Source organism: Rhizobium sp. ERR 1071, from assembly GCF_007828675.1.
Lineage (GTDB): Bacteria > Pseudomonadota > Alphaproteobacteria > Rhizobiales > Rhizobiaceae > Rhizobium > Rhizobium dioscoreae.
Window position 1 is genome coordinate 17,159 of record NZ_VITM01000015.1, and the last position, 22,875, is coordinate 40,033.

Annotated in this window: 16 protein-coding genes; 4 read left to right on the top strand and 12 right to left on the bottom strand. The window is 60.9% G+C overall.

What is annotated here, in order from left to right:
• The 12 genes from tssM to tssA form a co-directional block, all read right to left on the bottom strand.
• Positions 1 to 3,483, bottom strand: a complete 3,483-nt coding sequence (gene tssM, locus FBZ99_RS29775) for a type VI secretion system membrane subunit TssM (RefSeq protein ID WP_113352231.1) — start codon at positions 3,481 to 3,483, stop codon at positions 1 to 3.
• The gene (tssL, locus tag FBZ99_RS29780; RefSeq protein WP_145636488.1) at positions 3,480 to 5,003 is read right to left on the bottom strand and encodes a type VI secretion system protein TssL, long form; all 1,524 of its coding nucleotides are present in this window, start codon (positions 5,001 to 5,003) and stop codon (positions 3,480 to 3,482) included. The genes tssM and tssL overlap by 4 nt, the downstream gene beginning before the upstream one ends.
• Entirely contained in the window at positions 5,000 to 6,340 is a 1,341-nt protein-coding gene (gene tssK, locus FBZ99_RS29785; protein WP_113352229.1) for a type VI secretion system baseplate subunit TssK, read from the bottom strand. The genes tssL and tssK overlap by 4 nt, the downstream gene beginning before the upstream one ends.
• Positions 6,337 to 7,530, bottom strand: a complete 1,194-nt coding sequence (locus tag FBZ99_RS29790; protein ID WP_113390701.1) for an FHA domain-containing protein — start codon at positions 7,528 to 7,530, stop codon at positions 6,337 to 6,339. Before FBZ99_RS29790 ends, tssK begins: the two co-directional genes overlap by 4 nt.
• Complete coding sequence (gene tssG, locus FBZ99_RS29795; RefSeq protein ID WP_113352227.1) at positions 7,520 to 8,545, bottom strand: type VI secretion system baseplate subunit TssG; 1,026 nt, start codon at positions 8,543 to 8,545, stop codon at positions 7,520 to 7,522. The genes FBZ99_RS29790 and tssG overlap by 11 nt, the downstream gene beginning before the upstream one ends.
• Before the next feature lie 21 nt (positions 8,546 to 8,566).
• On the bottom strand, positions 8,567 to 10,348 hold the full coding sequence (gene tssF / locus FBZ99_RS29800; protein ID WP_145636490.1) for a type VI secretion system baseplate subunit TssF: 1,782 nt from the start codon (positions 10,346 to 10,348) through the stop codon (positions 8,567 to 8,569).
• Positions 10,341 to 10,850 carry a type VI secretion system baseplate subunit TssE gene (gene tssE / locus FBZ99_RS29805; protein WP_113390699.1) on the bottom strand — a complete coding sequence of 170 codons (510 nt, stop codon included), beginning with the start codon at positions 10,848 to 10,850 and terminating at the stop codon, positions 10,341 to 10,343. Before tssE ends, tssF begins: the two co-directional genes overlap by 8 nt.
• Complete coding sequence (locus FBZ99_RS29810; RefSeq protein ID WP_145636492.1) at positions 10,843 to 11,667, bottom strand: type VI secretion system accessory protein TagJ; 825 nt, start codon at positions 11,665 to 11,667, stop codon at positions 10,843 to 10,845. Before FBZ99_RS29810 ends, tssE begins: the two co-directional genes overlap by 8 nt.
• A complete protein-coding gene (gene tssC / locus FBZ99_RS29815) occupies positions 11,664 to 13,064 on the bottom strand; it encodes a type VI secretion system contractile sheath large subunit (RefSeq protein ID WP_145322886.1) in 1,401 nt (466 codons plus the stop codon). The genes FBZ99_RS29810 and tssC (FBZ99_RS29815) overlap by 4 nt, the downstream gene beginning before the upstream one ends.
• A gap of 47 nt (positions 13,065 to 13,111) precedes the next feature.
• The gene (gene tssC / locus FBZ99_RS29820) at positions 13,112 to 14,590 is read right to left on the bottom strand and encodes a type VI secretion system contractile sheath large subunit (protein ID WP_095437909.1); all 1,479 of its coding nucleotides are present in this window, start codon (positions 14,588 to 14,590) and stop codon (positions 13,112 to 13,114) included.
• Positions 14,591 to 14,699: 109 nt separating this feature from the next.
• A complete protein-coding gene (tssB, locus tag FBZ99_RS29825; protein ID WP_069613678.1) occupies positions 14,700 to 15,212 on the bottom strand; it encodes a type VI secretion system contractile sheath small subunit in 513 nt (170 codons plus the stop codon).
• A gap of 104 nt (positions 15,213 to 15,316) precedes the next feature.
• Positions 15,317 to 16,357 (bottom strand): type VI secretion system protein TssA, encoded by a 1,041-nt coding sequence (tssA, locus tag FBZ99_RS29830; protein ID WP_145636494.1) that lies wholly within the window; start codon positions 16,355 to 16,357, stop codon positions 15,317 to 15,319.
• A gap of 230 nt (positions 16,358 to 16,587) precedes the next feature.
• Between tssA and tssH the strand changes: the two genes are divergently transcribed.
• From tssH to tssI, 4 genes are all read left to right on the top strand, one after another.
• Positions 16,588 to 19,335, top strand: coding sequence for a type VI secretion system ATPase TssH (tssH, locus tag FBZ99_RS29835; protein WP_145636496.1), 2,748 nt, complete (start codon positions 16,588 to 16,590; stop codon positions 19,333 to 19,335).
• A gap of 65 nt (positions 19,336 to 19,400) precedes the next feature.
• Complete coding sequence (locus FBZ99_RS29840) at positions 19,401 to 19,877, top strand: Hcp family type VI secretion system effector (RefSeq protein WP_069613675.1); 477 nt, start codon at positions 19,401 to 19,403, stop codon at positions 19,875 to 19,877.
• Between the two features lie 115 nt (positions 19,878 to 19,992).
• A complete protein-coding gene (locus FBZ99_RS29845; RefSeq protein WP_113352219.1) occupies positions 19,993 to 20,541 on the top strand; it encodes a hypothetical protein in 549 nt (182 codons plus the stop codon).
• A 6-nt stretch (positions 20,542 to 20,547) separates the two neighbouring features.
• Complete coding sequence (gene tssI, locus FBZ99_RS29850) at positions 20,548 to 22,872, top strand: type VI secretion system tip protein TssI/VgrG (RefSeq protein WP_145636499.1); 2,325 nt, start codon at positions 20,548 to 20,550, stop codon at positions 22,870 to 22,872.
• The last annotated feature ends 3 nt before the right edge of the window (positions 22,873 to 22,875 follow it).

The following is a 22,875-nucleotide window of genomic DNA, read 5'->3' on the forward strand; positions in this document are numbered from 1 at the left end:
TCAGAATTGCGCCGGGCAGCTGAAATCGGACAATGCCTGCAGCCGGAAGGGATTAAGCACCGAGCCGAATTGGACGTCGAATTCCGCCGTCTGGCCCTTGTCCTCAAATCGAGCCCGGAAAAGATCGGGGGCCTGGACCGTCACCTTGGCGGCATCGAACAGGCGGAAGGGCGACCAGTCGCCGGTCTGTGTGATGGCCGGTTGCAGATCTCCCGGGAAAAATCTGACATTGGACTGGTTCACTGCGCCAGCGGGTGGCCAGGTTATGGATTTTGGCACTATTTGTCCGTGATTATAAAGGACATGCTCGCCGACGATATCAACCATCACTGAATTGGCATTGTCCGACAACGAAACGGGCTTGATATTGATTGATATCGAGGGTTTCTCACTGCCGGCCGGAAAGAAGGCATGCTCGATCTTGCTGGCATTTTCGAACTGCGCGATTGCCTGGCTCGGAATGCTGTCGCCGCCGAAAGTACCACGCCAGCCCCAAGGCTGAGCGCTCGTGTCGACAAATGCATCCAGCCGGTTCTTGAAGAAAGACTGGAACAGGCCTTGCGGTCCGAACAATCGGATGAAGTCCGCCATGGCGATGTCCTGGCTGGATTTCCGGTCGAACGGATAGCGACCGGTTACGATGCGGGCGCAGAGATCGGCGCCTTCCGCAGCCCATAGATCGTTGATGCGGGCGCGGGCCGTCTTGACCGCCAGCGAGCCGATATCTGCGGCAACCGCCACCATCCATGCATCGGCCGGCGCCGGCAGCCCGCGGGCCTGCTGCAGCAAGTCCTGATTGGCATTGGCGAGTTGGCCGCCGGCGTCGAAGACACGTGCCACTTCCGCCGTCGAGTTCGCTGCGCGCGACAATTGGCCGTAGATATTCTGGAGGATCGGCTGGAGACTTTGGATCTGGGAGCGCGGCTTATCGTTGCCATTGGCGTTGCCGTCCTGGGATGCCGGTTGCGCATTGACGGCATTCGCCTCGAGCGCGGCCCGCAACGGACCGTAAGGATCGGGCGCGCTGACCGCGCCTGTGGTGGCGGCTGTCAGCGCCACGTCCGGCACGTCGTCGAGCGAGGCAATCTCGGCACTTACGTGAGGGCGCAGGTCGGTGGCGGCTGCTATGGATTTCAGCGCCATCTCCACTGGGCTTGGATTGGCCGCCAGGATGCGCGCCGTCTCGGTCGCATCGGCAAGATTGCTCGATGGGCGCACCTGAAGATCGGCCAGCAACGAAGACCATTGCTGCTGGAATGCGTCGAAATAAAGCTGCAGCGTCGCCTGGGAAATCGCGTCCGTGGTCATTGTCGAAGGAGCCGCGCCGCCGTCACCGCGGACCCATTGTTCCTTGAGCGCTTCGGAGGCTGCGGTCGCGACCATCGGCAGCACCACGTCACGATAACCTTTGCCCGTGAAAATTCCCGGAATGCCCTCCCGCAGCGCTGTCTTGGATTTGCGTTGGAAAATCTGGGCTCCGAGCGGCCCCAATGCGTCGGTAGGGAGCCAGGCATCAAGCTGGCGAGCCTGCCGGGAATGGATGAGGATATCATAGGCTCGGGCCGCAAGACTTTGCGAGTGGATCGTTTCCCGTGCCTTGGCAATCAGGGCATTGTCCAGCTCGATCGCGGGCAGGCTGCCCGCTGCCATGGCCTCTGCGTGAGCAGCGAGCGCCTTGCGCGTGGCCGAGCGTCCTTCGCCGGGGTAAAGTGCAGCAAACATGTCTTCCGATTGCTGCGCGACGAAATCCCTGTCGGACGGCCCCAATCCACCCAGCATGCCGTACAGTTTCAAGGCGTCGAAAGTCTTCTGAACGTCCGATGTCTGCTTGAGCTCGTTTTGAAGTGCCACGAGCATACGAGGCAGAAGCAGCGCGTTCAAGGCGCGCTGATAGGCTCCGCGCTGGCGGCTGGCGATCTTGTCACCTTGGTCCAGGCCGAAACTGGTCGGCCAGACGCGCGCCTCATCGAAGCCGCTGTTGACCGCACGCAGATTGTCGAGCGCCGGCAGGACCCGCAGAAAATCCGCGTCGGTGACATCGCGCACCTGAATACCGCTTGCGAGCTTCTCGTAATTGTCGATCCGCCGCTCTGCTGCCGCGATCGCGCGCGAGTTCTGAAAGTAGGTTGCCGTCCAGCCGGTGAAGACGATCGCAAGCGCGACGGCCGCCGCGCCATAAGCGATCCGTCTGATCATGGCTTGCCGGCCCGAAAGGCGCCTGTCGCGGGCGACCAGCGACGCCTCGCCGAAGATGACCTCCTTGAACAGACGCGACAGGAAATAGCTGCGTCGCGTGCGCGGAGTGTCCGTCGCGCGGCTCTGCGTGCCCGAAGCAAAATAGACGCCGCGAACGAGAGGGGATTCGATGAGGCTGGAGGATGCACAGAGCTCGGTCAACAGCTCCTGCAGGCGCTCTCCCAATGAGGCAAGCTCCGCAGGAAAGCGGAAGATGCGACCGCGAACCTCGATATTCGGCTCCTGCTGCAGGCGTTCAATCAGCATGGCATCCACGCGCTGCTGCAGCAGCGCGAACTCTTCCATGAAACGCTCGGGCAGGTTCTCGCCCTTATAGCTTTCATCGAGATTGAAGGTCGTGCCCCAGACCTGCTCACGATCGGTTTTGGCAAGACCGTCGAAGAATTCGACAAAGCCGGTCAGAAGATCGGCCTTCGTCAGGACGACGTAGACGGGTACGCGCGCATGCAGGAACTCGTCGAGCTCCGACAGGCGTTTGCGAATGGAACGCACCTCTTCGAGCTGTGCCTCATGATCGCGGCTGAGAAGGTCGCTGATCGAGAGCGTGACGAGCGCGCCGTTGATCGGCTGCGAGCGGCGGTACTTGCGCAACAGCCCGAGAAAGCCTTCCCATCCGGCCTTGGACGCACCATTCAAATCGTCTTGCGTGGTATAGCGGCCAGCGGTGTCGATCAGGATCGCCTCGTCGGCGAACCACCAATTGCAGTTGCGGGTGCCGCCGGCGCCCTGCACGGAATTGCTGCCCATGGCATCGCCGAGCGGGAACTTCAACCCCGAATTGGTCAGCGCCGTCGTCTTTCCCGATCCCGGCGCGCCGAAGATGACATACCAGGGCAGTTCGTAGATATAGCCGAAACGCTTCTTGCTGATGCGGCGCAGAAGCAGCAGGGCTTCCTTCAGGCGGCTATGGATTTCGCCGACTTCCGCCTGCTGGCTGGCGGCATCGTCGGCAATACCTTCCACGAGCGCCTTGTCCCTTTTGCGCGCGCGCATGGTCGTCACCAGCATGTAGATCAGCCAACCCGCTACGATCACGCCGATCGCGATCATCCGGGCGGTGCTGCTCGACAGCGGCTTGAAAGCACCATAGCCGGCCATGGAACCGTAGAACCAGATGACGACGCAGATCGCCACGACCCAGATCAGCGAGATGAAGCGCTGACCGAGAAGACCGGCATAGGCCGAGACATAGGAGCGAAGCGTGTAAAACGCGCCAAGCGGATTCATCGAACTCCTCCCGTCGTCGCGGATGTAGCCGGTGCATTAGCGCTCGGCGTTTGTGGTGTTGCCTGCGGATTGAGGGCTGCATCGCCAAGACGTTGTGTTGGGTCGGTCAGCACCAGGATCTCCGTCCGGCGGTTGGCTTCGCGGCCTTCCGCCGTGTCGTTGCTTGCGAGCGGATCGCTGTCGGCGCGCCCTTCCGTGAGAATGGCCTCCTTGCCGGTATAGGCGGCAAGAATATCGCCGACGGCGCGGGCGCGAGCCTCGGAAAGATGCCAGTTCGACGGGAACTGCGCCGTGCGGATCGGCACATTGTCGGTATAGCCGACGACGACGGCACGGAATTTTTCCGAAGCCAACGCTCCGCCGATGCGCTGGAGGAGATCGCGGAATTTAGCGCTGACTTCGGCGCTGCCCGTGTCGAACAGGCCGGAATTGTTGATGCGCACCAGTAGCCTGCCATTGGAATTCGACAGCGTGACCAGTTTGCGGTCGACTTCTGGCTGCAGGAAAGCGAGCAGATTGTCGAGCGGCGTCGGCTGCGGCTTGACCTGCGGCGGTATTTCCGGCTGCTTCTTCGCGGGAGGGGGCGTCTGTGCGACTTCTTTCGGCTTCGGCGCGTCGATCAGAACGCTCGGCGTATCGCGTGGCGGCAGGTTGGCCAGGCGCTCGAATGTGGCGTCGGAGGCGTTGTTGAGCGAAAGCGTGAAGAACATGTAGCCGAGCGCGAACAGAAGCGCGAGGACGGAAAGGATCGTCCAAAGCGCGACAGCCGTGCGCAGCGGCTTGTGGCGCGCCGAAACGCCGCGCCAGTGCGGCGACAGCTCGCGTTCGAAAACACCATACTGACCAAGCAACGTCTTGTAGAGACTGTCGCGGATACGCCCGAGTTCCAGCGATCCGCGCGGCGAAACGCGCGTGCGGCCTTCGAAGGCGAGCGACAGGCAGAGATAGATGAGAAGCAGCAGGTCCTTGTTGGTGCCCGGGCTCTGCTGGAAATGGTCCAGGAGATCGAAAACCCGGTCGCCGCCGGTCACGTCCATGTGGAAGGTCGAGACGAGGCCGGATCGCGCCCAGCCGGCGCGTACGCCCCAAGGCTTGCTCAGAACCACGTCGTCAATGGTCGCGCAGATGACATAATGCGCCGCGCGTGCTCGTTCCGGGCTGATGCGCGCACCCGCGAGATCGCGCTCATAGCGCCCAACCGCATCGATCGTCACCTGCCTGAGCTCGGCAATGTCGGGCTGTTGTTCGGTGTTGCGCAGGCTGTGAGCGAGATTGAGCAATGGTGCGGCCGAGCGCACGATGGTTGGAACATCATCACCGCCAAAGCGAAAGCCGCGGATCAGCGCATCGACGGACCAGCCGCCGGCTGCATTGCCCGATTTGTCGTTCGGCTGCTTATCCAGCTCCTCGTCGAGAATATCGGCCACCTTGCGGGCTGCTTCGTTCTTGCGCGCGCCGTCCTCCGTCAGCTCGATGATCGTCGGCAGTTCGTGCCAGGGTGTTGAGCGTGGTGTGTTCATTCTCTGAGAGCCCACAGTTCCATCTCCAGACCAGGGAAGTCGCCCGCGAGATGCAGCGCGATCGCGCCGGAGGTATCAAGCTGTTTCCAAAGCGGATTCTTCGTATCGAGTTCGAAGTAGATCGTGCCGGACCGGTATGGCAGCTGCCGCGGCAGCACGGGAAGGGGCCTGACGGGAATGCCGGGTAGTGCGACATTGACAAGTTCGGCGATCCGCTCCACAGGGCCGATCTTGATCTGCGCGGGCAGCTTGCGTCTGACATCCTCGGCCGACATCTCGGCGCGAACGGCAAGCACAAAGCCCGCATCCTTGAGCAGCGAGCGGTCGTTGATGGTGCCGACGCGCACGTCGTGACGCCGTTCGATAAGTTCGATCGCAACGGCGGCCTGCTCGAGCACCGCGGAAAGCGAGGCGCGCAGATCGTTGAACACAGCGGCAAACGTCGCCTTCAGATCGTCATGGCGATAGGGCGGAAAATCGGTCGCCCGCTTGCGATCGGTTGTGAAGGTGGCGAGTTCGCCGGCTAGCTGGATGCATTCCTCGTAGAAGATGATCGGATGCATCCGCGAAGCATTCGCCGCGATATGCCGCAGCATCGGATCGGCACGATTGAGAATATGCAGCAGAAAATAATCGCCGACCTCGGCGGTTCCACGCACCGTCGGGTCACCAATGCGCTCGGCGATTGCTTCAGCGCGATGCCGCACGATTCCGAGCAATTCGGTAATGAGCTCATTCAAACGTGCTTCGGCCGCGCAATTCAGCGACGGGGCGATATAATCCGGATCGAGAATGACCGAACGGTCGGAGCGAACCTCGATGATGCGTGCAAGGCCGATCAAGTCGTATCCAGCGAGTTCGTCGCCGGTCTTCAGGTAGCGCAGGTTCAGGCGGCCGACATCGATCGGCGCCATGAAGTCGGTTTCCACATTCGCATCCGGCGCCTCATATTGCGAGGCTGTTATGCGCACGCTGTTGCGCATGGCGCTGCCGTTCATGGCGACGTCGGCTCTTCCAGGCTGACGGCTGGGCAGGGCCAGATAGACGATAGCGTTCTTCGTTGAATCGTCGAGTTCCAAGGGGGGCGGCAGATCCGCATCAACAGGCGCTTCGAAGGGCGTGCCATCGGGCAGGATGCCGCGCAGGTTCGACAAAGCAAACTGGCCGATCGCGAGCGCGCTGCGATCGATGCCGATCTCGGCGATGCCCCAGGGGTAAGGTGCGAGCCCCCGCGCGGTCGTTCGGACCAACCTCTCCGTCCAGCGGTCGGCTTGCTGGAAATGCTGCACGCGAAGGAACATACCCTCGCTCCAAGCCACGCGATTTTCGTTCTTCATCGGGTGTTGCCCGTCCTCTCTGCCAAACTGGCGGTATCGTCTTCGTCGCGGCCATGGGCGTGGGCGCTGAACGCCTCGGCCAGCAGGTCGCGGACCGAGATGCTTCTGCCGCCTCTTTCGAACTGCGCGCGGTAAGCCTTCCAGTAATCGCCGTTGCCGCGCCAAAGAGCCTTGCGCTGGGAGGCATCGACATGCGCCTCGATCATGCGGGGCTCGAACATCCGATTGGCTTCGCGAACAAGGTTTTCAAGACCGGCGTTAAGCGTGGATTGCCTCGAAATGAGCGATCGAAGGCGGTCGGCCAATTGCTCCGTCCGTTCGCGACTGAACAATGACGTAGACGCACCGGCCCGGCTGTCCTCAATTCCGAAGATGGAGGCTTCGTCGTCGAGTGTCTGCTCCAGCGTCGAAACGAGCGCTTCGAGCTGCCGCAGCGGATCGAATTGCAGCGCAAAACTCGCATCGTCTAGGCCTTGATCCGTATTGTCGGCGGCGCGCATATCATTGGCCGGAATGATCGTCTTTGCAGTTTCGACCGTCTCGGAACCGGAATCGCGGGCAACGGCAACGGAGACATGGGTTGCCGCGCCATGTTCCAGCTGGCTGCCCAGCTCGAAGTCCGAATTCCAATCATCCGGAAGTATCGGTTTGATGCCGTTGACATCGGGCGGGCCGTTCCAGCCGATGTCGACATTCCTACTTGGCGACTTGCCATTTTTCGACGATTGCGCCAGCCCGGCGATCCAGTCGTCGCCATTGCGCTGCCCGAGTACGCCGGTTGCCGTGCCGCCGCCGGGCGCGATGTCGGCAAGGATCGACGAGATCGTCAACCTTTCGTCGCTGAGGCGCAGATCCGCTGCCGGATCGTCCATCTCGCGATCAGCTTCCCCAGTAATGACGACGGTGAACGCGACGTCGCCGAATGCGATTTTGGACTTATCCGTAAGTCTCGCCGTCTCGCCTTCGAAAATGGTCGCGCCGTCCACACGAGTGCCATTGGCGCTCTGGTCCCGCACGAAAAAGCCGGCGCGATCGCGTTCGATCGCGCAATGAATTTTCGAAATCAGCCGCTTTGGATCGGAAACCTGCCAATCGCAATCGGGCGATCGACCGAGTGTGCGTTTGCCCCGCTCGAAGAACCACCCCTTGCTGGAACCTTCTCCGGCTGTCTGCCGCAGTTCAAGCCGCATGGGGGACTCCTTGATCGGATTGGCGCTTCACCTTGCGTGGCTCGGCGACAATGGCATCGCCACTGTCTCTATCCGCCGCCGCGACGCGCGCCCAGCTATTCCATCCGAGCCTCGGCGGATCATCGACGTCGCCAAGCCTGCAAAATGGGATGTGTTCCTTCTTCAGAACCACCTGAATGTCAAAATCGAGCGACGGATCCACATAAAGGCGCGTCAGGGCAAACAGCGCATTTATACTGGCGCTGCCCGGAGAAAGAGACCGGTAATCCTCATAATCGACCGGGCCGATCACGACGCGGAAACTGCCGCCGAAATCATGGACTGCCGCGCCCGCGGTCGAGTTCACGCCAAGCTGCACACCCTGCGGCTGCCCCATGCGGCTGCGCTCGCCCTCGGGAATGGAAAGCCATCTGCCTTTGAATAATTCGATCGCAACCGGCAGGCCGCTGAACTCCTGCAGCATGGCCTGCAGATTGACCGCATTGCGGTTTCTGGCCGAAAAAAATCCGGAAAATCGGAGGATCAGTTCGTCATCGGGGCGTACCTGCTCCCTCAGCCGGGCGGTACCGAAACCCGTCAGTGCGAACAGGGTCTTGATAAAGGCGTTTCCGTTTCTGTCCCGGCTCCATCGCAATCCGCGCGCAAGACGATATTTCTCGCAGGCATCGACGAAAAGCTCCGCAAGGCGGCTCGTAAAGAGATCAAAAAAGCTTGAAAGGCCATGAGCTCGATTGCGCTCTTCGCGCATGACTAGCTCGTTGTAACTCGGCGGCATGGCACCGAGTGGCCCGAGCAGACCGGCCATGCTTGCCTTGATCGATCCCGCTCCGCCCTTTCGCTTGAAGTCGCTCATGGCAAGCGGCACCGGCGAAACGCCAACGGGTGAGGACACCGTCAAATGATCACCGGCCGCGTGCTGGGCGATACGAAACGCCGTCGATGGCTCGAAACGACCGGGGTCGCGTTCGAGCAGCGCGGCAAGCATTTCGCTATCACTTGGCCGAAACTGGTCCATCGCTTGCGTTCATCTCCCTCGTCACAATAGCGGCCGCTCGGCGGCGCGCGCCGGCCAGACGACGATTGGTTTCGATTGCCCCTTCATCGAGATGGAAAGGCGAGTGAAGCTGTTGATCGAGGTGTAAAGCCCGAAAAACCGGTCGAGGACACTGCCGAAGAGATAGGCCGAAGGCCTGTCGATGGCGGCCGGATCAAACTCCAGGGTGATATCGGTGCCCGTCACCATCCCGCCGCCGCCAAGCCGCGTCATCGAGCTTTTGGCGTCGACCCGCACAAGAGCATCCGCGAGCAGTCTGGTTTCGCGGCTGTCCCTGAAAGCATAGAGCGCAAGAATATCCTTCAGCGCGGCGCCATCATTGTCGAATATGGAAAGATGATTGAGCTGGAGATGCGACATGAGCCGCCAGTTGCGCCCTTGCTGCTCGTTCATTCGCACGGAAGGCGTAGGTGCCATCAAGGCTTCGACTGAGCCGACTGCCTCGCTGCCGGAAGCCAGCTGCAGATAGGGATGACCGCCGCCAAAGGGCAATTGCTCCGGCAGTTCGCGGTTAAGGCACAGCGCGTCGATGCTGGCGATCTTGTCAAGCGGACCGCTTGCCCGGCGAGCGCGGTCTACGAACGCGATTTCCATGTCCGAGGTATGGTCATCGGCGTCAAAGCGGCGCGTGCATTGCCAAAAGAGCGTAGAGGCTCCGCCCTTCAGGCTGCGACCGAAGAAGGGTTGGCACTCTTCCTCGTCCCCAGTGCGCGCCGACACGACCACCTTCTCGATCGTATAGATCTCCCGCGTCTTCTGCCGTCTAGCATCGGGAAGCACGCGATATTCGGTGCGCGCACCGTCGAGTGCGATCGGTTCGCAACTCTGGCGAAACAAGTTTACGATCGGAGTGGCATTCAGGACGAAATCCCGGGCGGAGATGGCGCGCTCCAGCTTTACGCTGCTTTCATCGAGATAAATGAAGATTTCCAGCGTTTCGCCACGCCAGGCCTTCAGGCCGACGATATCGATGAAGAGGAATTTCTGCGGCAAGGCGAAGAATTCCGTCAGCAGACGATAACCGGTGAAGCTTGAGTTGGGATAGGGCAGGATCGCCTCGTCCGGTTCGAAGCCGACCGGGCGGAGCGCGGCCGCCGGCAGCGTGACCGGCGCTCGATCATCGGCGTGGTGGGCAAGTGCGATGCCGAGCGTGTGATTGACGAGAAGCTCGTAAATGGCGACGGCCTGCTGCCAGGACGAACCGATATGAAGCCGCAGCCTGTCCACGCCGATCTCACTGAGCGGTTTGTTGGCATCTCGTGCCCGGATCGACAGGCGAAGACAACCGGCCGCACCTGCATGAGGGGAGGGCGGCGCGCTGATCGGGTGGCCAGTCAGCGAAGCCGAGACGATCTCGATCGGCGCGACCAGCGTATCCTGTGTCGTGCGGAAGCGGCAGCTCTCGCCGCCAATCGGCTCCGCGAAGATTTCGGTGTGACGCGGCAGGGTTTGCACCGATGTTAGCGTGCTGCTTGGCGTGAAGCGCACGATGCTCATCGAGGGCAATGGCGCGAGATAATGCGGATAAAGAGTTTCCAGCAACCCATCCGTCAGTTCCGGAAACTCGTCGTCGAGCTTCTGGCGCACGCGGGCGGCGGAATAGGCAAAGCTCTGGATCAGCCGTTCGACATGCGGATCGTCCGCAACCTCGCCCGTCAGGCGTAGACGACCAGCGATTTTAGGGAAAGCGTCGGCAAAACGTGCCGCACGCCGACGGATCGCGGCCAGCTCGTCGTTGTAACGCTGCAGGAAGCCGTCAGCCATTATTGGCCTCCACCAGGAAGCGCTGAGTGGAGGGGTCGATCGTCGATTCAAAGCTGATCGGCGGCATACCCTCATGCACGCGGAAGGTCGCGTGGATGCGCAGCCGCAAGGCTCGTTCGCCATTTCCGCGGCTCTTGAGGATACTCACCTGCACATCGGAAAGCCGCGTTTCGAACAGCGTGATGCGCCGCTCGATCAGGCGTGCGAGACGGCTCTTGGCTTCATCGGTGACGAGATTTGCCGAGACCATGCCATCGACGCCGAAGGACACCAGCGCATCGCCGAGTTCATCGTAAATGGAGGGCGGAGCAGTCGGCCGGCGGCGCGTGTTGAGTAGAGCTTCGAGATCGCGGCGAATGCATTCGCGCAGTTCGCGCAGTTGCTCGGCCGCCGTCAGCGGTGGATCCTGCAGGCGATCGGGGTCCCCGTCGATCAGTCGATCGATGATCGACCTCGCGACGATCCTTTCTCGCGGCCTGTAGCGCTCCAACGGATCAGCCATGGGCAGCGCGCCTCGTCCCGGCAGAGTTTGCAGCAACTTCCAGCGACTTCAGATCATGGAAGGAAACCAGATCGTCGCCCGCCAGGAAGCACTTTTGGCCGCGGCCGGTCGTAATGCCCGTCGGCTCGTCGACCCATTCGGTCTCGCGGCCCAGCAGCAGCTTGGCGCCTGTCGTGCCGTGATAGATCGCCGGCAGCAGCACGGGTGCGCTAGCGCCGTCCAGGAGCTCAAGCTCGGCCCTGCGGAAAGCGAGATCGCGGGGGCGGGCAATCGGCTCAAGGCGAAGCGCGGCAATCCTGGAAAAGTCGATCCACAGATAGGAGCCGCCGGTCATGATGACCTCAAGAGCATGCGGGATCCGATCATCTAGATCGCGAAGGTCCGAAACGAGTTGACCATTCCAGCGCAATGGCCGTTCACCCCTGATCGCCTCAAGGGACTGCAGTGCCGCGGCCGTATCCGAAGAATGGTCGCGATGGGCGATCGCCACCTTCATGGTCGCCTGATCGAGCGCCGTCGGGCCGTTCGGGAATTCCGGCACCGCCGCTTCCTCGAACCAGGCCAAACGTGCAGCCATCGCACGAAGCTGGTTGCGCAGCATAGCGAAGCCCATCATGTCTTCCGGCGCGAATGTTGCCGCGATATTGCACTGCGCATCGGCTCGCGCGTAATCACCGGCAAGGATCAGAAGATCGATCAGAATATGCCTGCCATCCTTGTCCGTCGGCGCTGCCTTTACATGTGCCTTCGCCTGCTCAATTGCGTCGTCGAGCGCGTTTTCGCTAAGAGCTTCGGCGATCCTGGCGGAGAGCGTCATGCGGACATCCTTTGCGTGTTCGCGGGGCGGGAGAATGCATAGGTCGCATTCGCCGTTTCCGCGATGAGGTGAAAACTTGTCGAGACGTCGTCGAGCTGAAAATGCGGCTGCAGCCGTACCGTGCAGGCGAACATGCCCGGCTTGCCGGGAATTTCATCGACGCTGATGCCGGCCGAGCGCAACGGGAAACGCGTGCGCAGCGACAGGTCGGCGTCGTCGTTGCCAAGCGTGTAGGTTGACAGCCAATCGTTCAGCTTGCGTTCAATGGAGGCACTATCGGCGAGCTTGCCGATGTCATCGCGCATGATGACCTTGAGATAGTGCGAGAAGCGCGAGGCGCACAGCACATATTGCAGCATCGCTGCGATGCGGGCATTTTGCCGGGCGTGCTCGCTCGAATAATGCGGCGGCGCATGCAGGGACTGATTGGAATTGAAGATCGCCGACGAGGAGAGATATGTCGTAGCTACAGGGACGATGCCGAGCTCGCACAACTGCTGCTCCTGTCCACTGGTCAGACGTATTTCGACGGGAGCCTGTTGCGACAACCCGTTGCTTTCGATGCCGAGATCATAGGGAGCGAGCTCCTCCGCGCTCAGCATGCCGCCATCGATGGCGTCCTGCGTCACGCCGCGAATATCGGCGAACCAGCCGGTTTCGATGAAATTGCGGATGACGATCATCGCGAAAGCGAAGGCACCATTGCCCCAAAGCAAGGTGCTGCCATCGGCTGCGATGCTTTCGCGGAAAGGGAACCGATCGTCGCGCTCGCGCGAAAACGCCTCATAGGGCGCGCGCATCAGGATCCGTGGGGCGACCAGCCCGAGGAAACGGGAATCCTCGCGCGCGCGAAGCCCATTCCAGCGGATGCGGGTGGGATCATAGGCCAGCCAGGAAAAATCCTGGACGCGATTGAGCTCGTCAAAATCCTGCAGGCCGATGGCCTGTGGTGCGGCGGCGGCTACGAACGGGCAGAAGGCAGCGGCGGCGGCCATGCCGATCTGCGTGAGCGCGCCGACCGTATCGCTGCTGACCCGATCTTGTGGAGAAAGCTCGTAGTCGCCGATCAACAGACCGAACGGCTCTCCACCGGGCATGCCGAATTCGCGACTGTAGATCAGCTCGAAGAGATGGCTCTGGTCGAACTCCGTCGTCCGCTCCAGATGCCGCGTCAGCTGAGCCCAGCTGACGCTGAGGATCTTGACCTTCACCTCTTCCGATCGGCCGGTGTGGCGCATCAGCATGGCAAGTCCGCGCCACCGCGCTTCCATTGCCTGGAAGTCCGGATGGTGCAAGATGGCATTGACCTGCTTGTTGAGCGCATCGTCGATCATGGCGATCACGCGATGCACCTGACGCGGCCAGGCTGCTCTCGGTTCCGTCGTTGTCACGGTCATGGCGCTGACTGAAGGCGCGCGGCGAGGAGATCGCCGCGCCGCCCCTCCTAGTTCTTGCTCGGAATGCGCGCGACCATGCGAAGCGACGTGGTCAGCTCTTCCATCTGCAGCCAGGGGCGCATCCAGGCGACGGCGTTGTAGGAGCCCGGCTTGCCCGGAACTTCCTGGACGGTCACCTTGGCATCGCGCAACGGATATTTGGCGCGAGATTCCTCGCCTGCATCGTCGTTCGCGTTGACGTAGTTGGCGATCCAGCGGTTGAGCCAGTTCTCGCAATCCTGCGCTTCCATGAAGGAGCCGATCTTGTCGCGGCCCATGACCTTCAGATAATGGGCAAAGCGCGAGGTGGCCATCATGTAGGGCAGGCGCGCGGAAACCGCGGCATTGGCCGTTGCTTCAGGCTTGTCGTAAACCTTCGGCTTGTGAGTCGTCTGCGCACCGAAGAACACGGCGTAATCGGTGTTCTTGTAATGGCAGAGCGGCAGGAAGCCCAGCTTGCCGAGTTCGGCGTCGCGACGGTCGGTGATGCCGACTTCGGTCGGGCACTTGAGGTCGAGGTCGCCATCGTCGCTCGAGAAGATGTGCATCGGCAGGTTTTCGACCTTGCCGCCGTTTTCCGCGCCGCGGATCGCCGTGCACCAGCCGCTCTGGGCAAAGGCATCCGTCAGCCGCGTTCCCATCACGTAGGCTGCATTCATCCAGCAGTAGGAATTGTGCTCGAGCTCGCCGGTCTTCGAATGATCGGTTTCATCGAAAGCGAAGTCGTCGATCGGATTGGTCTTCGGGCCATAGGGCATGCGGGCAAGCACGCGGGGGAGGGCGAGTGTCACGAAGCGCGAATCCTCGCTCTCGCGCAGGCTGCGCCACTTGGCGTATTCGACCGTTTCGAAGATCTTTTCCAGGTCACGCGGACGGGCGAGTTCGCGATAGTCGTCGAAGCCGAACATGCGCGGGCTTGCGGCCGAAATGAACGGCGCGAAAGCGGCGGCCGCGATCGACGAAATCGCCTGCAGCGTCTGCACGTCATCGAAGGAATTGTCGAATTCGTAATCGCCGATAAGGGCGCCCATGGGCTCACCGCCCGGCGTGCCGAATTCGTCTTCGTAGATCGACTTGAAGAGCCGCGACTGATCGAACTCCACTGCCTTTGCGAGATCCTTGGAAACGTCGCGCTTGGAAGCGTTCAGCACACGGATTTTCAGGTTGACGCTGGTCTCGCTGTTCTTGACGAGATATTGCAGGCCGCGCCAGCTGCCTTCCAGCTTGGTGAATTCGGGCGACTGCATGATTGCGGCAAGCTGACGGGAGATTTTCCGGTCGAGCTCGGCAATGGCCTTGTTGAGCGTTACCGTCAGGTTGCGGTCATAGGTGACGGTGCCCTTGAGTGCCTGATCGGTCAGCGTTCTAAGGAGATCCTGCGCACGATCGGGCTCGGTCTGCCTGGTGGCCGCCACGATCTGCGACAGCAGATTTTCCTCGGGCGCGAACTCGGCCTCTTTGGTCTTCAGTTGGCTTTCAGCGCTCATTTTTCGATCCTTGCGGAAATGCGGGCGATACCGATGGAGTTCAAATCTGTCGTTATCGGCCGCTTGAAACGAAACTGGGCGATCGGCTTAGGCTGATCGCCGACGACGATCAGCTTGCGGCGGGCTTTTCGGCCAATCCGAGCTCGGACATCAGCTTGGAAAGATCAGCCTTGTTCTGGAGCACGTCTTCCAGCAGCCGCTCCAGCTCTTCCGAACGGTCGGCCTTGCTCATGAGATCGCGGAGCTGGTTGCGCGCATCGAGGAGGGCCTTGAGCGCCGGGACCTGACTAACGATGGAACCCGGCTCGAAATCCCGCATGCTCTCGAATTTCAGCGAGACGGGAAGCTGCGAACCGTCGCCTTCCAGCGTGTTTTCGACAGAGATGTTCAAGCCGGGCGTCATGCGGCGCATGACATCGTCAAAATTATCGCGATCGATCTGAACGAATTTGCGCTCGCCGAACGGTTTCAGCGGTTGGGTCGGGTTACCCGAGAAGTCGCCGAGAACGCCGACGACGAAAGGCAATTCCTTGACGACCATCGCACCTTCGGTCTCCACCTCATACTTGATGTGGACCCTGGGCTTGCGCACTCGCTCCAGCTTTTCGTGAACACTCGCCATAAAGTTTCTCCTTCCATGCCAGCGGCAAATTCGCTCTACAGATGTGGCGCAACTCGACTTTGGAAAGGGCCGGTTGCAAAAAGTTAAGAAGAAGGTTGTATTTCTCACCCATTCTTATTCGATTTCAGCTGGATGCCCGCCGCCGTCAGCACGGCGTTGCGAGCCTGCTGCTCCGGCAGTAATTCGGCCAGCAGTTCGGAAAAATCCATGCGACCGCGCCTGACCATCGTCTCGATCGACATCGAGATCGGAGAGTGGGGTTCAGTGCGGCGGAAGTAGCGCGCCACGGCAAGCAGCAGCTCGAAGGCCTCCTCGCGCGAGCCGATCTGTTCAGCACTTAGCGCGCGCGGACGTGTTTGCGCCTGCTCGCCGTCCTCCGGCTGCGGTTCCATCGCAGCCACGGACTCAGGCGATTCAATGCCGGCGAGAGAGCGAAGCGCCAAGGCCGCCTCCTGCAGAACATTATGCGTGTTGGAACTCGGCGGTGCCATCTGCCCGCAGCGCTCGTTCAGAACCGATACGAGCCGGCCGAAGGCGGCAATGCAGCCATTGACCGTTTCAAGATGCGAACTCATCGCCGCCGTGCCTGCATCGAGAACTGCCTGACTTAACTCGTCACGCCGCTTCACTTCGTTGGGCCGTTGCGAGAGCTGAAAGTCCCAGAGGGAAAACTGGCCGAATTTCGCGCCAGGAATGAGCGGCGACAACCTGATCGCTTGGATGATGGTTCCTTCGCCGCCGATGCCATTGAGGCCCGAAAGCGGGGCAAGTCGTTCCTCGATATCGTCGACGCCGACGGAATGAAATTTCTCCCAGTGCTTGTCCAAAAGCGACGCGATTGCATGGTAGACGTCCCGCAACCCTTCGAAACCGCGCAGCCGTAATTCTGCCTCAGCCAACCATGCTAATACTTCGAGATCCTTACTTTTTGAAGAAATAATCTGCAATCCGAGATTGCTGACATCTGTCCAAAGAGGCGAGATGCTAATATTTTCACCCGGAGATATACCTCGTTCCGCTGCGCGAGCTTGGTTTCTAGCATCCTTTATTCTGTAGTATATTTCGCGCGCAGAAGTGTTATTGCGAATATTTTCTCCGCAAGGCGCGTTTTCTTCAAATGGATTTTCTATGTCGCGAACGTTCAGCAGGGAATTAACTCCATATCATGCACTACATCGTTAGAGGGCGTGATAGTTAGATCGATATATTCCTTTGTCAACCATGTCTATTCTGCAACAGATTTATGACGATTCCATTTTTTGACCACATGAAAAATTTTTTGTAGTCCATCTGGACGTATGGAAATAACCGCCCTAGTTGTTGCCGCGATTTGGAGCGTGTGGTTGAAATGTAACCAGAGGGAGGAAACTTCTAGGTGTCGAACATCGATCTCAATCGTCTGATCAGAACGCTTGAGCCAGCATTGCGCGTCGGTCTCGAGGCTGCAGCATCGCTTGCAGCACGTGATCGCCATGCGAATGTCGATGTCGCACATTGGATATTGTCGTTGCTGGATATATCCGAAGTTAGCTCTTTGTTTGAAGAGCTTAGCGTTTCTTCCGCGGCGCTCCGCGCCGAGCTTGATAGCGCCATCGCCGACCTGCCGAGAGGCGATGGTGCCGCACTGGTGCTCTCTCAAAATTTGCTCGCTCTGATGCGCGAGGCCTGGCTTGTCGCGTCGCTCCAATGTGGGCGGAGCCACATCACGGTCGCCGATCTTTTGACCGCGTTGAGCGACGACCAGTCGCTGCGAATCATGGCGCGGGGCATGGCGCCTTCGCTGCGCGGCCTTGATCGCAACGCGCTCGAAAAAAAATTGAACGCGACTTCCGCTTCCGATGGCGCATCGTCATTGTCAGAGAATTCCGAAACCGTTACCGCCGCCGGCGAGAACGAATTCCTGCGCCTCTACACACGCGATATGACGGCGGATGCAAGGCTTGGCCGTATAGATCCGGTTGTCGGACGTGATCGCGAGCTGCGCCAGGTGATCGATATCCTGATGCGCCGCCGCCAGAACAATCCGATGCTGGTCGGCGAAGCGGGTGTCGGCAAGACGGCCGTTGCCGAGGCGCTGGCACTGGAAATTGCGTCCGGCAACGTGCCTGATATGCTGAAGCCGGTACGGATTCTTCTTCTCGACCTCAGCCTGCTGCAGGCCGGCGCCGGCGTCAAAGGCGAGTTCGAGCGCCGCTTGCACGGCGTTGTCGCGGCCGTGCGGGCCTCCGTGGAGCCGATCATCCTTTTCATCGATGAGGCGCATGGCCTGATTGGTGCCGGCGGACAGGCCGGGCAGGGGGATGCCGCCAATATTCTGAAACCGGCGCTGGCGCGCGGTGAGCTCAGGACGATCGCGGCCACGACTTGGAGCGAATACAAGCGCTATATCGAGAAGGATGCGGCGCTGACCCGGCGCTTCCAGGTCGTTCAGGTGCTTGAGCCCGACGAAGAAACGGCAATCCGCATGTTGCGTGGCGTGGTCGGCAGCTTCAAGGCTCATCACAAGGTACGTATTCGCGACGAGGCGCTCGCGGCAGCCGTCCGCCTCTCGGCGCGCTATATCCCGGCGCGGCAATTGCCCGACAAGGCAATCAGCCTCATCGATACCGCGGCGGCAGCCGTCTCGCTGGCTCGGCAGACCGTTCCCGAGGCGCTCAAGGAATTGCGTAACGAGCAGCAGATGCTCGAGGTTGAAGCCGCCGCGCTTTCAGCCGAGCCGCCGAGCCCGGATATCGTCGAGCGTCTTGCGATCATCGAACGCGAAAAGGTCGAGGTGGTAGGTGAGATCGAACGGCTACAGGCCAAGCTCGACGCCGAAATCAGGCTATCGGCTGAGGCCGATCGCATCGAAGCCGCGCTCGGCGGTCCTGATGATCAGCAGGTAGAAGAGGGCATTCGGCAGCGCGGCGGCAACGTCGCTCTTTTCCCGCCCAATGGCTCATCCGTCGAGGTCGCTCGCGCGGCTCTCATACAGGCCGAGCGCAGCCTTGCCGACGTTGCCGGAGAGGCGCCTCTGGTTCCCCGCGTGGTCGATAAGGAAGTGATAGCCGGGATCGTCGCGCGCTGGACCGGCATTCCCGTTGGCAAACTGCTGTCTGATCAGGTCGAGACCGTCAAGACGCTCGATGCAAGGCTGAAGGAGCGCGTGCTCGGACAAGATAACGCGATCGCACGGATTTCGGCCGCTATGCGGTCCGCCCGCGCCGGCCTTTCCGACCCACGTCGTCCGCCCGCCGTCTTCCTACTCGTCGGCATGTCGGGAACCGGCAAGACCGAGACGGCGCTTTCGCTCGCCGATCTTCTTTATGGCGGCAGCCAGTATCTGACGACCATCAACATGTCCGAGTTTAAGGAGGAGCACAAGGTTTCGCTGCTGCTCGGATCTCCCCCCGGTTATGTCGGCTATGGCGAGGGCGGCATCCTGACCGAGGCCGTTCGCCGTCGTCCTTATGGCGTGCTGCTGCTGGATGAGATCGACAAGGCGCATCCGGGCGTCCAGGAAGTATTTTACCAGGTTTTCGACAAGGGAACGCTGCGCGACGGCGAGGGCCGGGACATCGATTTCAAGAACACCACCATCGTGATGACCGCCAATACCGGCTCCGAACTGCTGGCGGCCCTGGCGGCAGACCCGGAAACTATGCCTGAGGGCGAGGCGCTGGAAGCACTACTGCTTCCCGAATTGCAGAAACACTTCAAGCCGGCCTTTATCGGCCGCGCGACCGTTCTGCCCTTCATGCCGCTGAACGGCGAGACGCTGAGCGGGATCGTCGACATTCAGATCGGCCGCATCCGTGATCGCGTCGCCGCCTCGTACGGCACAAGTGTTTCGCTCGCCCCCGAAGCCCGCGAGGCGCTGGTTGGCCGCGCCAAGGCGAGCGAGATGGGCGCGCGTGCCATCGAAACCATGATTGGCCGCGATCTTCTGCCCGAGCTTTCGACCTTCTTCCTAGATGCGGTTGCGCAGGGGCGCAAGGTTGGCGGCATCACCATCAGCTTTCACGATCACCGCTTTCTCGTCGAGGAGGATCCGGTGGGCGACCACGAATTCGCTGGCCCCGAGGAAGGCGGCACGGCGAATAAAGCAGCCCCGGACGAACACAGCGCCCGGATGCGGCATTAGACGGAAGGGTAACCCCGCCCTGCAGCGACAGGGCGAATTCAAATCTCAACAGGAGAGTTCAGAGCATGCCGATTTATCTGCAGATCGACGGAATTCAGGGTGATGCAACCCACGAGCAGCACAAGAAGTGGATGGACATCGAAGTCATCCACTGGAATGTCTCGCGCAACATGAAGACGTCAGCCGGTTCGGCTGCCAACCGCGAAGCTTCCGAGCCGACCGTTTCGGAAGTTATCCTGACCAAGGTCAGCGATTCCTCGTCGACGAAGCTGTTCCAGGAAGCATGCTCGGGCCGCACCGGCAAGCAGGCCGTCATCCATCTGGTAACGACCGGCAACCCGGGCGATACCTACATCGAGTACACGCTCACCAACACGCTGATCGCCAGCTACTCGGTCGATTCCAACGGCGACCGCCCGGTCGAGACGATCAAGCTCAACTTCACCAAGATGGAAGTGAAGTACACGCCTTACGACGACTCGCAGACGCCGCAGTCGCCGATGATCGCATCCTACGACCTGGCAACGACCAAGGCTGCCTAACATCAGTATCGTTTTCCGGCGCGCTGGCATCAGTGCGCCGGAATCGCGTCCGCTGCCAGATCGTGCTTTGGCGCGATCGGCATGTCTCGGCAAACGTCCATCAAAAGAGATCGCCATGGTAGATTTTTCCGTTTCGTCAGCGGCACTGCAAATGGAGCCCGTGAAGCAGGCCGATCTTCCGCCCGTGAAGCGCGCAGGCCGCGGGCCGTCCTACGACTACTTTTCCTATCAAAGCGGCCCGCGCGAATTCGCGGCGCGTGGTCAGGCGATGGGAGCCGCCGCATCGCTTTTCCGGATGTTCTCCGAAAAAGCCAACGAGATGTCGCTGACGCATTGGCTCCAGCGATGGCTGCGCAACAACGAGGCGCATATCATTCGCGAGATGGATACCAACCATCATTCGGTGTTCGTTGCGCAATTCAATTATTCCGTCACCGACGGCGAAACACGGGTCCTGATGGCGCGCGGTGCCTATCTGCTTGGCACAGTGCCGAACCGCGCCGATATCGGCAAGATCCTGACCCCGCAAGTACTCTATGGCCCGGGCATGCACGAGACGCTGCCGAACGGCACCCTGTTCCAAATCGTCTATCTGGTTGGCGGCCGCAAACAGCAGATCGGCAGTACCGGCACCGTAGGGTCGGCAAGCTCATTGGTAGGATAAGCGCAGATGAACGATCAGCCCTCGGCCAATGATTTCATCCAGGCGACCCGAAACCTCAGGGTTTCCTCACCGCTTGGAACGGACCAACTCCTGCCGGAGCGAGTGATGATCACGGAAGGCGTTTCGTCGCTTTTCGACATCCGCCTCTCCGTACGCGCCAAGCGTGAAGTCATCAAGCCGGAGGAGCTGATCGGTCGACTGATCGATATATCCCTGGAAGTCCAGCAGGATGACGGCGGTGGGGATGGCGTTCGCCGCCCGTTCAACGGCTTGGTCACCGCGCTTCAGGAGGGGCCACCGATCACGCGCGGCCTGCGCTCCTATTCGATGGTGCTGAAACCGCAGATGTGGCTGCTATCGCAGCGCTCCGACTGCCGCATCTGGATGGACAAGACCAGTATCGATATTGTCGAGACGCTGTTTTCCGAACACGGAATTCCCGCCCCGGATGTGTCCGGCGTCGTCACACCGCCGCCGCCACAACATTATTCCGTGCAGTGGAACGAAACGGATCTGGATTATCTGACGCGCCGCTTCGAGGAAGACGGTCTCTTCTACTGGTTTTCGCATGAAGAGGGTAGCCACCGGCTGCATGTCGCCGATGGCGCCAACTCATGGGCCGGCCCGTCTCCGTCGGCGCAGGGAGAGGGGCGCGTGCGCCTTGCCCAAGGCTCGACAGACCGCAATCACATCAGCGATTGGACGAAGCATTACGCCTATGTTCCAGGCCAGCGTGCCGGCGCCGACTGGAACTTCGAGACACCGCAAATGGTGCCGGGCACCACCACGCCGTCATTGGTGCAGATGCCCGGCGCGATAAAGCGGGAGCTTTACGAATATCCGGCCCGCATTTCATCCGTTGCGGAAGCCGAGAGGGCGCAGAAGCTGCGCATGCAGGCGAGCGAGGCCGACCATAATCGGGTCGTCGGCCGATCGTCATCGCGCATATTAGAGGCCGGCCGGCGATTTACGCCTTACGAAGTGGCGCATCCCGAACATGTCTATGAAGAGCATGTGATCATTCGCGCCACTCATTATGCGGTCGATCCCTCTTACGAAACCAATGCGGATCAGCCGGAATATACCAACGAATTCGAAGCCGTGCCGTCGCGCGTGCCGATGACGCCGCATCGCACAACCGAGCGCCCACGCATCCGCGGCACGCAGGTCGCAATCGTCGCCGGTCCGCCCGGGGAGGAAATCCATCCGGACCAATATGGCCGCATCAAGCTCTGGTATCCCTGGGACCGCCGCGCCAAGAAGGATGGATCCGACACCTGCTGGGTGCGTGTCGCCCAGAGCTGGGCCGGCGGCACATGGGGCGGCCAGGTCATTCCCCGCATCGGCATGGAAGTCATGGTCTCCTTCATCGACGGCGATCCGGATCGCCCGCTGGTGACGGGCGTGGTGCCGAACCCGAGCAACGGCGTGCCCTACGACCTTCCCGCCAACAAGACCCGCATGGTCTTGCGCTCCAATACCCATAAGGGCACCGGCTTCAACGAGATGACCTTCGAGGACGATGCCGGCCGGGAAAACATGTTCTTTCACGCCCAGAAGGACCAGACGACGCGCGTGCGCAACGACCGCACCAAACGCGTCGACCGCCACGAAGTCGCCTCCATCGGCGGCAATCGCGCCGTTGAGGTGAGCGGCAACCAGAAGCACGAAATCGGTGGATCGGTGAATACGGTGGTCGGCGGCACGGGACCGATGGCGATGGCGTTGATGGGGGCGGTGCAGGGACTTTCGGGGCAGACGGCCGGATTGCTTTCTCAGGCGGGTCAGATCGCAGGCGGGGGTGGTGAAGGACTTGCCGCATTCGCTGGCACCATTGCCTCCTCCGCCTTGGGCTTCCTCGGATTAGGAGGGCTTGGTAGCCGCGAAGGTGTGGTCTCGGGGCCAAATCCGAGGGCGGACGCAGGAACGAATCTGTCCGGTTCCGGCAGTGGGTTGGGCGAAGCGGCAAGCGGCCTCTTTCCGCTCCCAGGCATCATGAACACTGTCGTGGGGTCGTTCAAGTCCGACACAATCGGTATCGCACGCGCCGAGCAGATCGGCATGAGCAAGGTCACGCACGTCGGTCAGACCTCGCTCGAAAAGGTCGGAAAATTCAAGAAAGTGATCGTTGGCGACGAGTTCGTCATCGAATGCGGCGCCTCCAAATTCATCATGCGCCAGGACGGCACGGTCATCATTCTGGGAACACATTTCAACTTCACCGCATCGGGGCCGACGCAGATCAATGGCAAGGTTGTCGATCTCAATAAGCCGGGCGGCGGCTTTGCCGAAGCCTCCCCGTCATCGTCGGATACGACAGCACAGGGCTGAGGC

Excerpts from the sequence above, each read along its gene's own strand:
- tssM (WP_113352231.1), bottom strand. The coding sequence starts at position 3,483 with ATGAATCCGCTTGGCGCGTTTTACACGCTTCGCTCCTATGTCTCGGCC.
- FBZ99_RS29790 (WP_113390701.1), bottom strand. The coding sequence starts at position 7,530 with ATGCGGCTTGAACTGCGGCAGACAGCCGGAGAAGGTTCCAGCAAGGGG.
- tssE (WP_113390699.1), bottom strand. The coding sequence starts at position 10,850 with ATGGCTGATCCGTTGGAGCGCTACAGGCCGCGAGAAAGGATCGTCGCG.
- tssL (WP_145636488.1), bottom strand. The coding sequence starts at position 5,003 with ATGAACACACCACGCTCAACACCCTGGCACGAACTGCCGACGATCATC.
- tssK (WP_113352229.1), bottom strand. The coding sequence starts at position 6,340 with ATGAAGAACGAAAATCGCGTGGCTTGGAGCGAGGGTATGTTCCTTCGC.
- tssC (WP_145322886.1), bottom strand. The coding sequence starts at position 13,064 with ATGACCGTGACAACGACGGAACCGAGAGCAGCCTGGCCGCGTCAGGTG.
- FBZ99_RS29840 (WP_069613675.1), top strand. The coding sequence starts at position 19,401 with ATGCCGATTTATCTGCAGATCGACGGAATTCAGGGTGATGCAACCCAC.
- tssF (WP_145636490.1), bottom strand. The coding sequence starts at position 10,348 with ATGGCTGACGGCTTCCTGCAGCGTTACAACGACGAGCTGGCCGCGATC.
- FBZ99_RS29810 (WP_145636492.1), bottom strand. The coding sequence starts at position 11,667 with ATGACGCTCTCCGCCAGGATCGCCGAAGCTCTTAGCGAAAACGCGCTC.
- FBZ99_RS29845 (WP_113352219.1), top strand. The coding sequence starts at position 19,993 with ATGGTAGATTTTTCCGTTTCGTCAGCGGCACTGCAAATGGAGCCCGTG.
- tssB (WP_069613678.1), bottom strand. The coding sequence starts at position 15,212 with ATGGCGAGTGTTCACGAAAAGCTGGAGCGAGTGCGCAAGCCCAGGGTC.
- tssC (WP_095437909.1), bottom strand. The coding sequence starts at position 14,590 with ATGAGCGCTGAAAGCCAACTGAAGACCAAAGAGGCCGAGTTCGCGCCC.
- tssG (WP_113352227.1), bottom strand. The coding sequence starts at position 8,545 with ATGGACCAGTTTCGGCCAAGTGATAGCGAAATGCTTGCCGCGCTGCTC.
- tssI (WP_145636499.1), top strand. The coding sequence starts at position 20,548 with ATGAACGATCAGCCCTCGGCCAATGATTTCATCCAGGCGACCCGAAAC.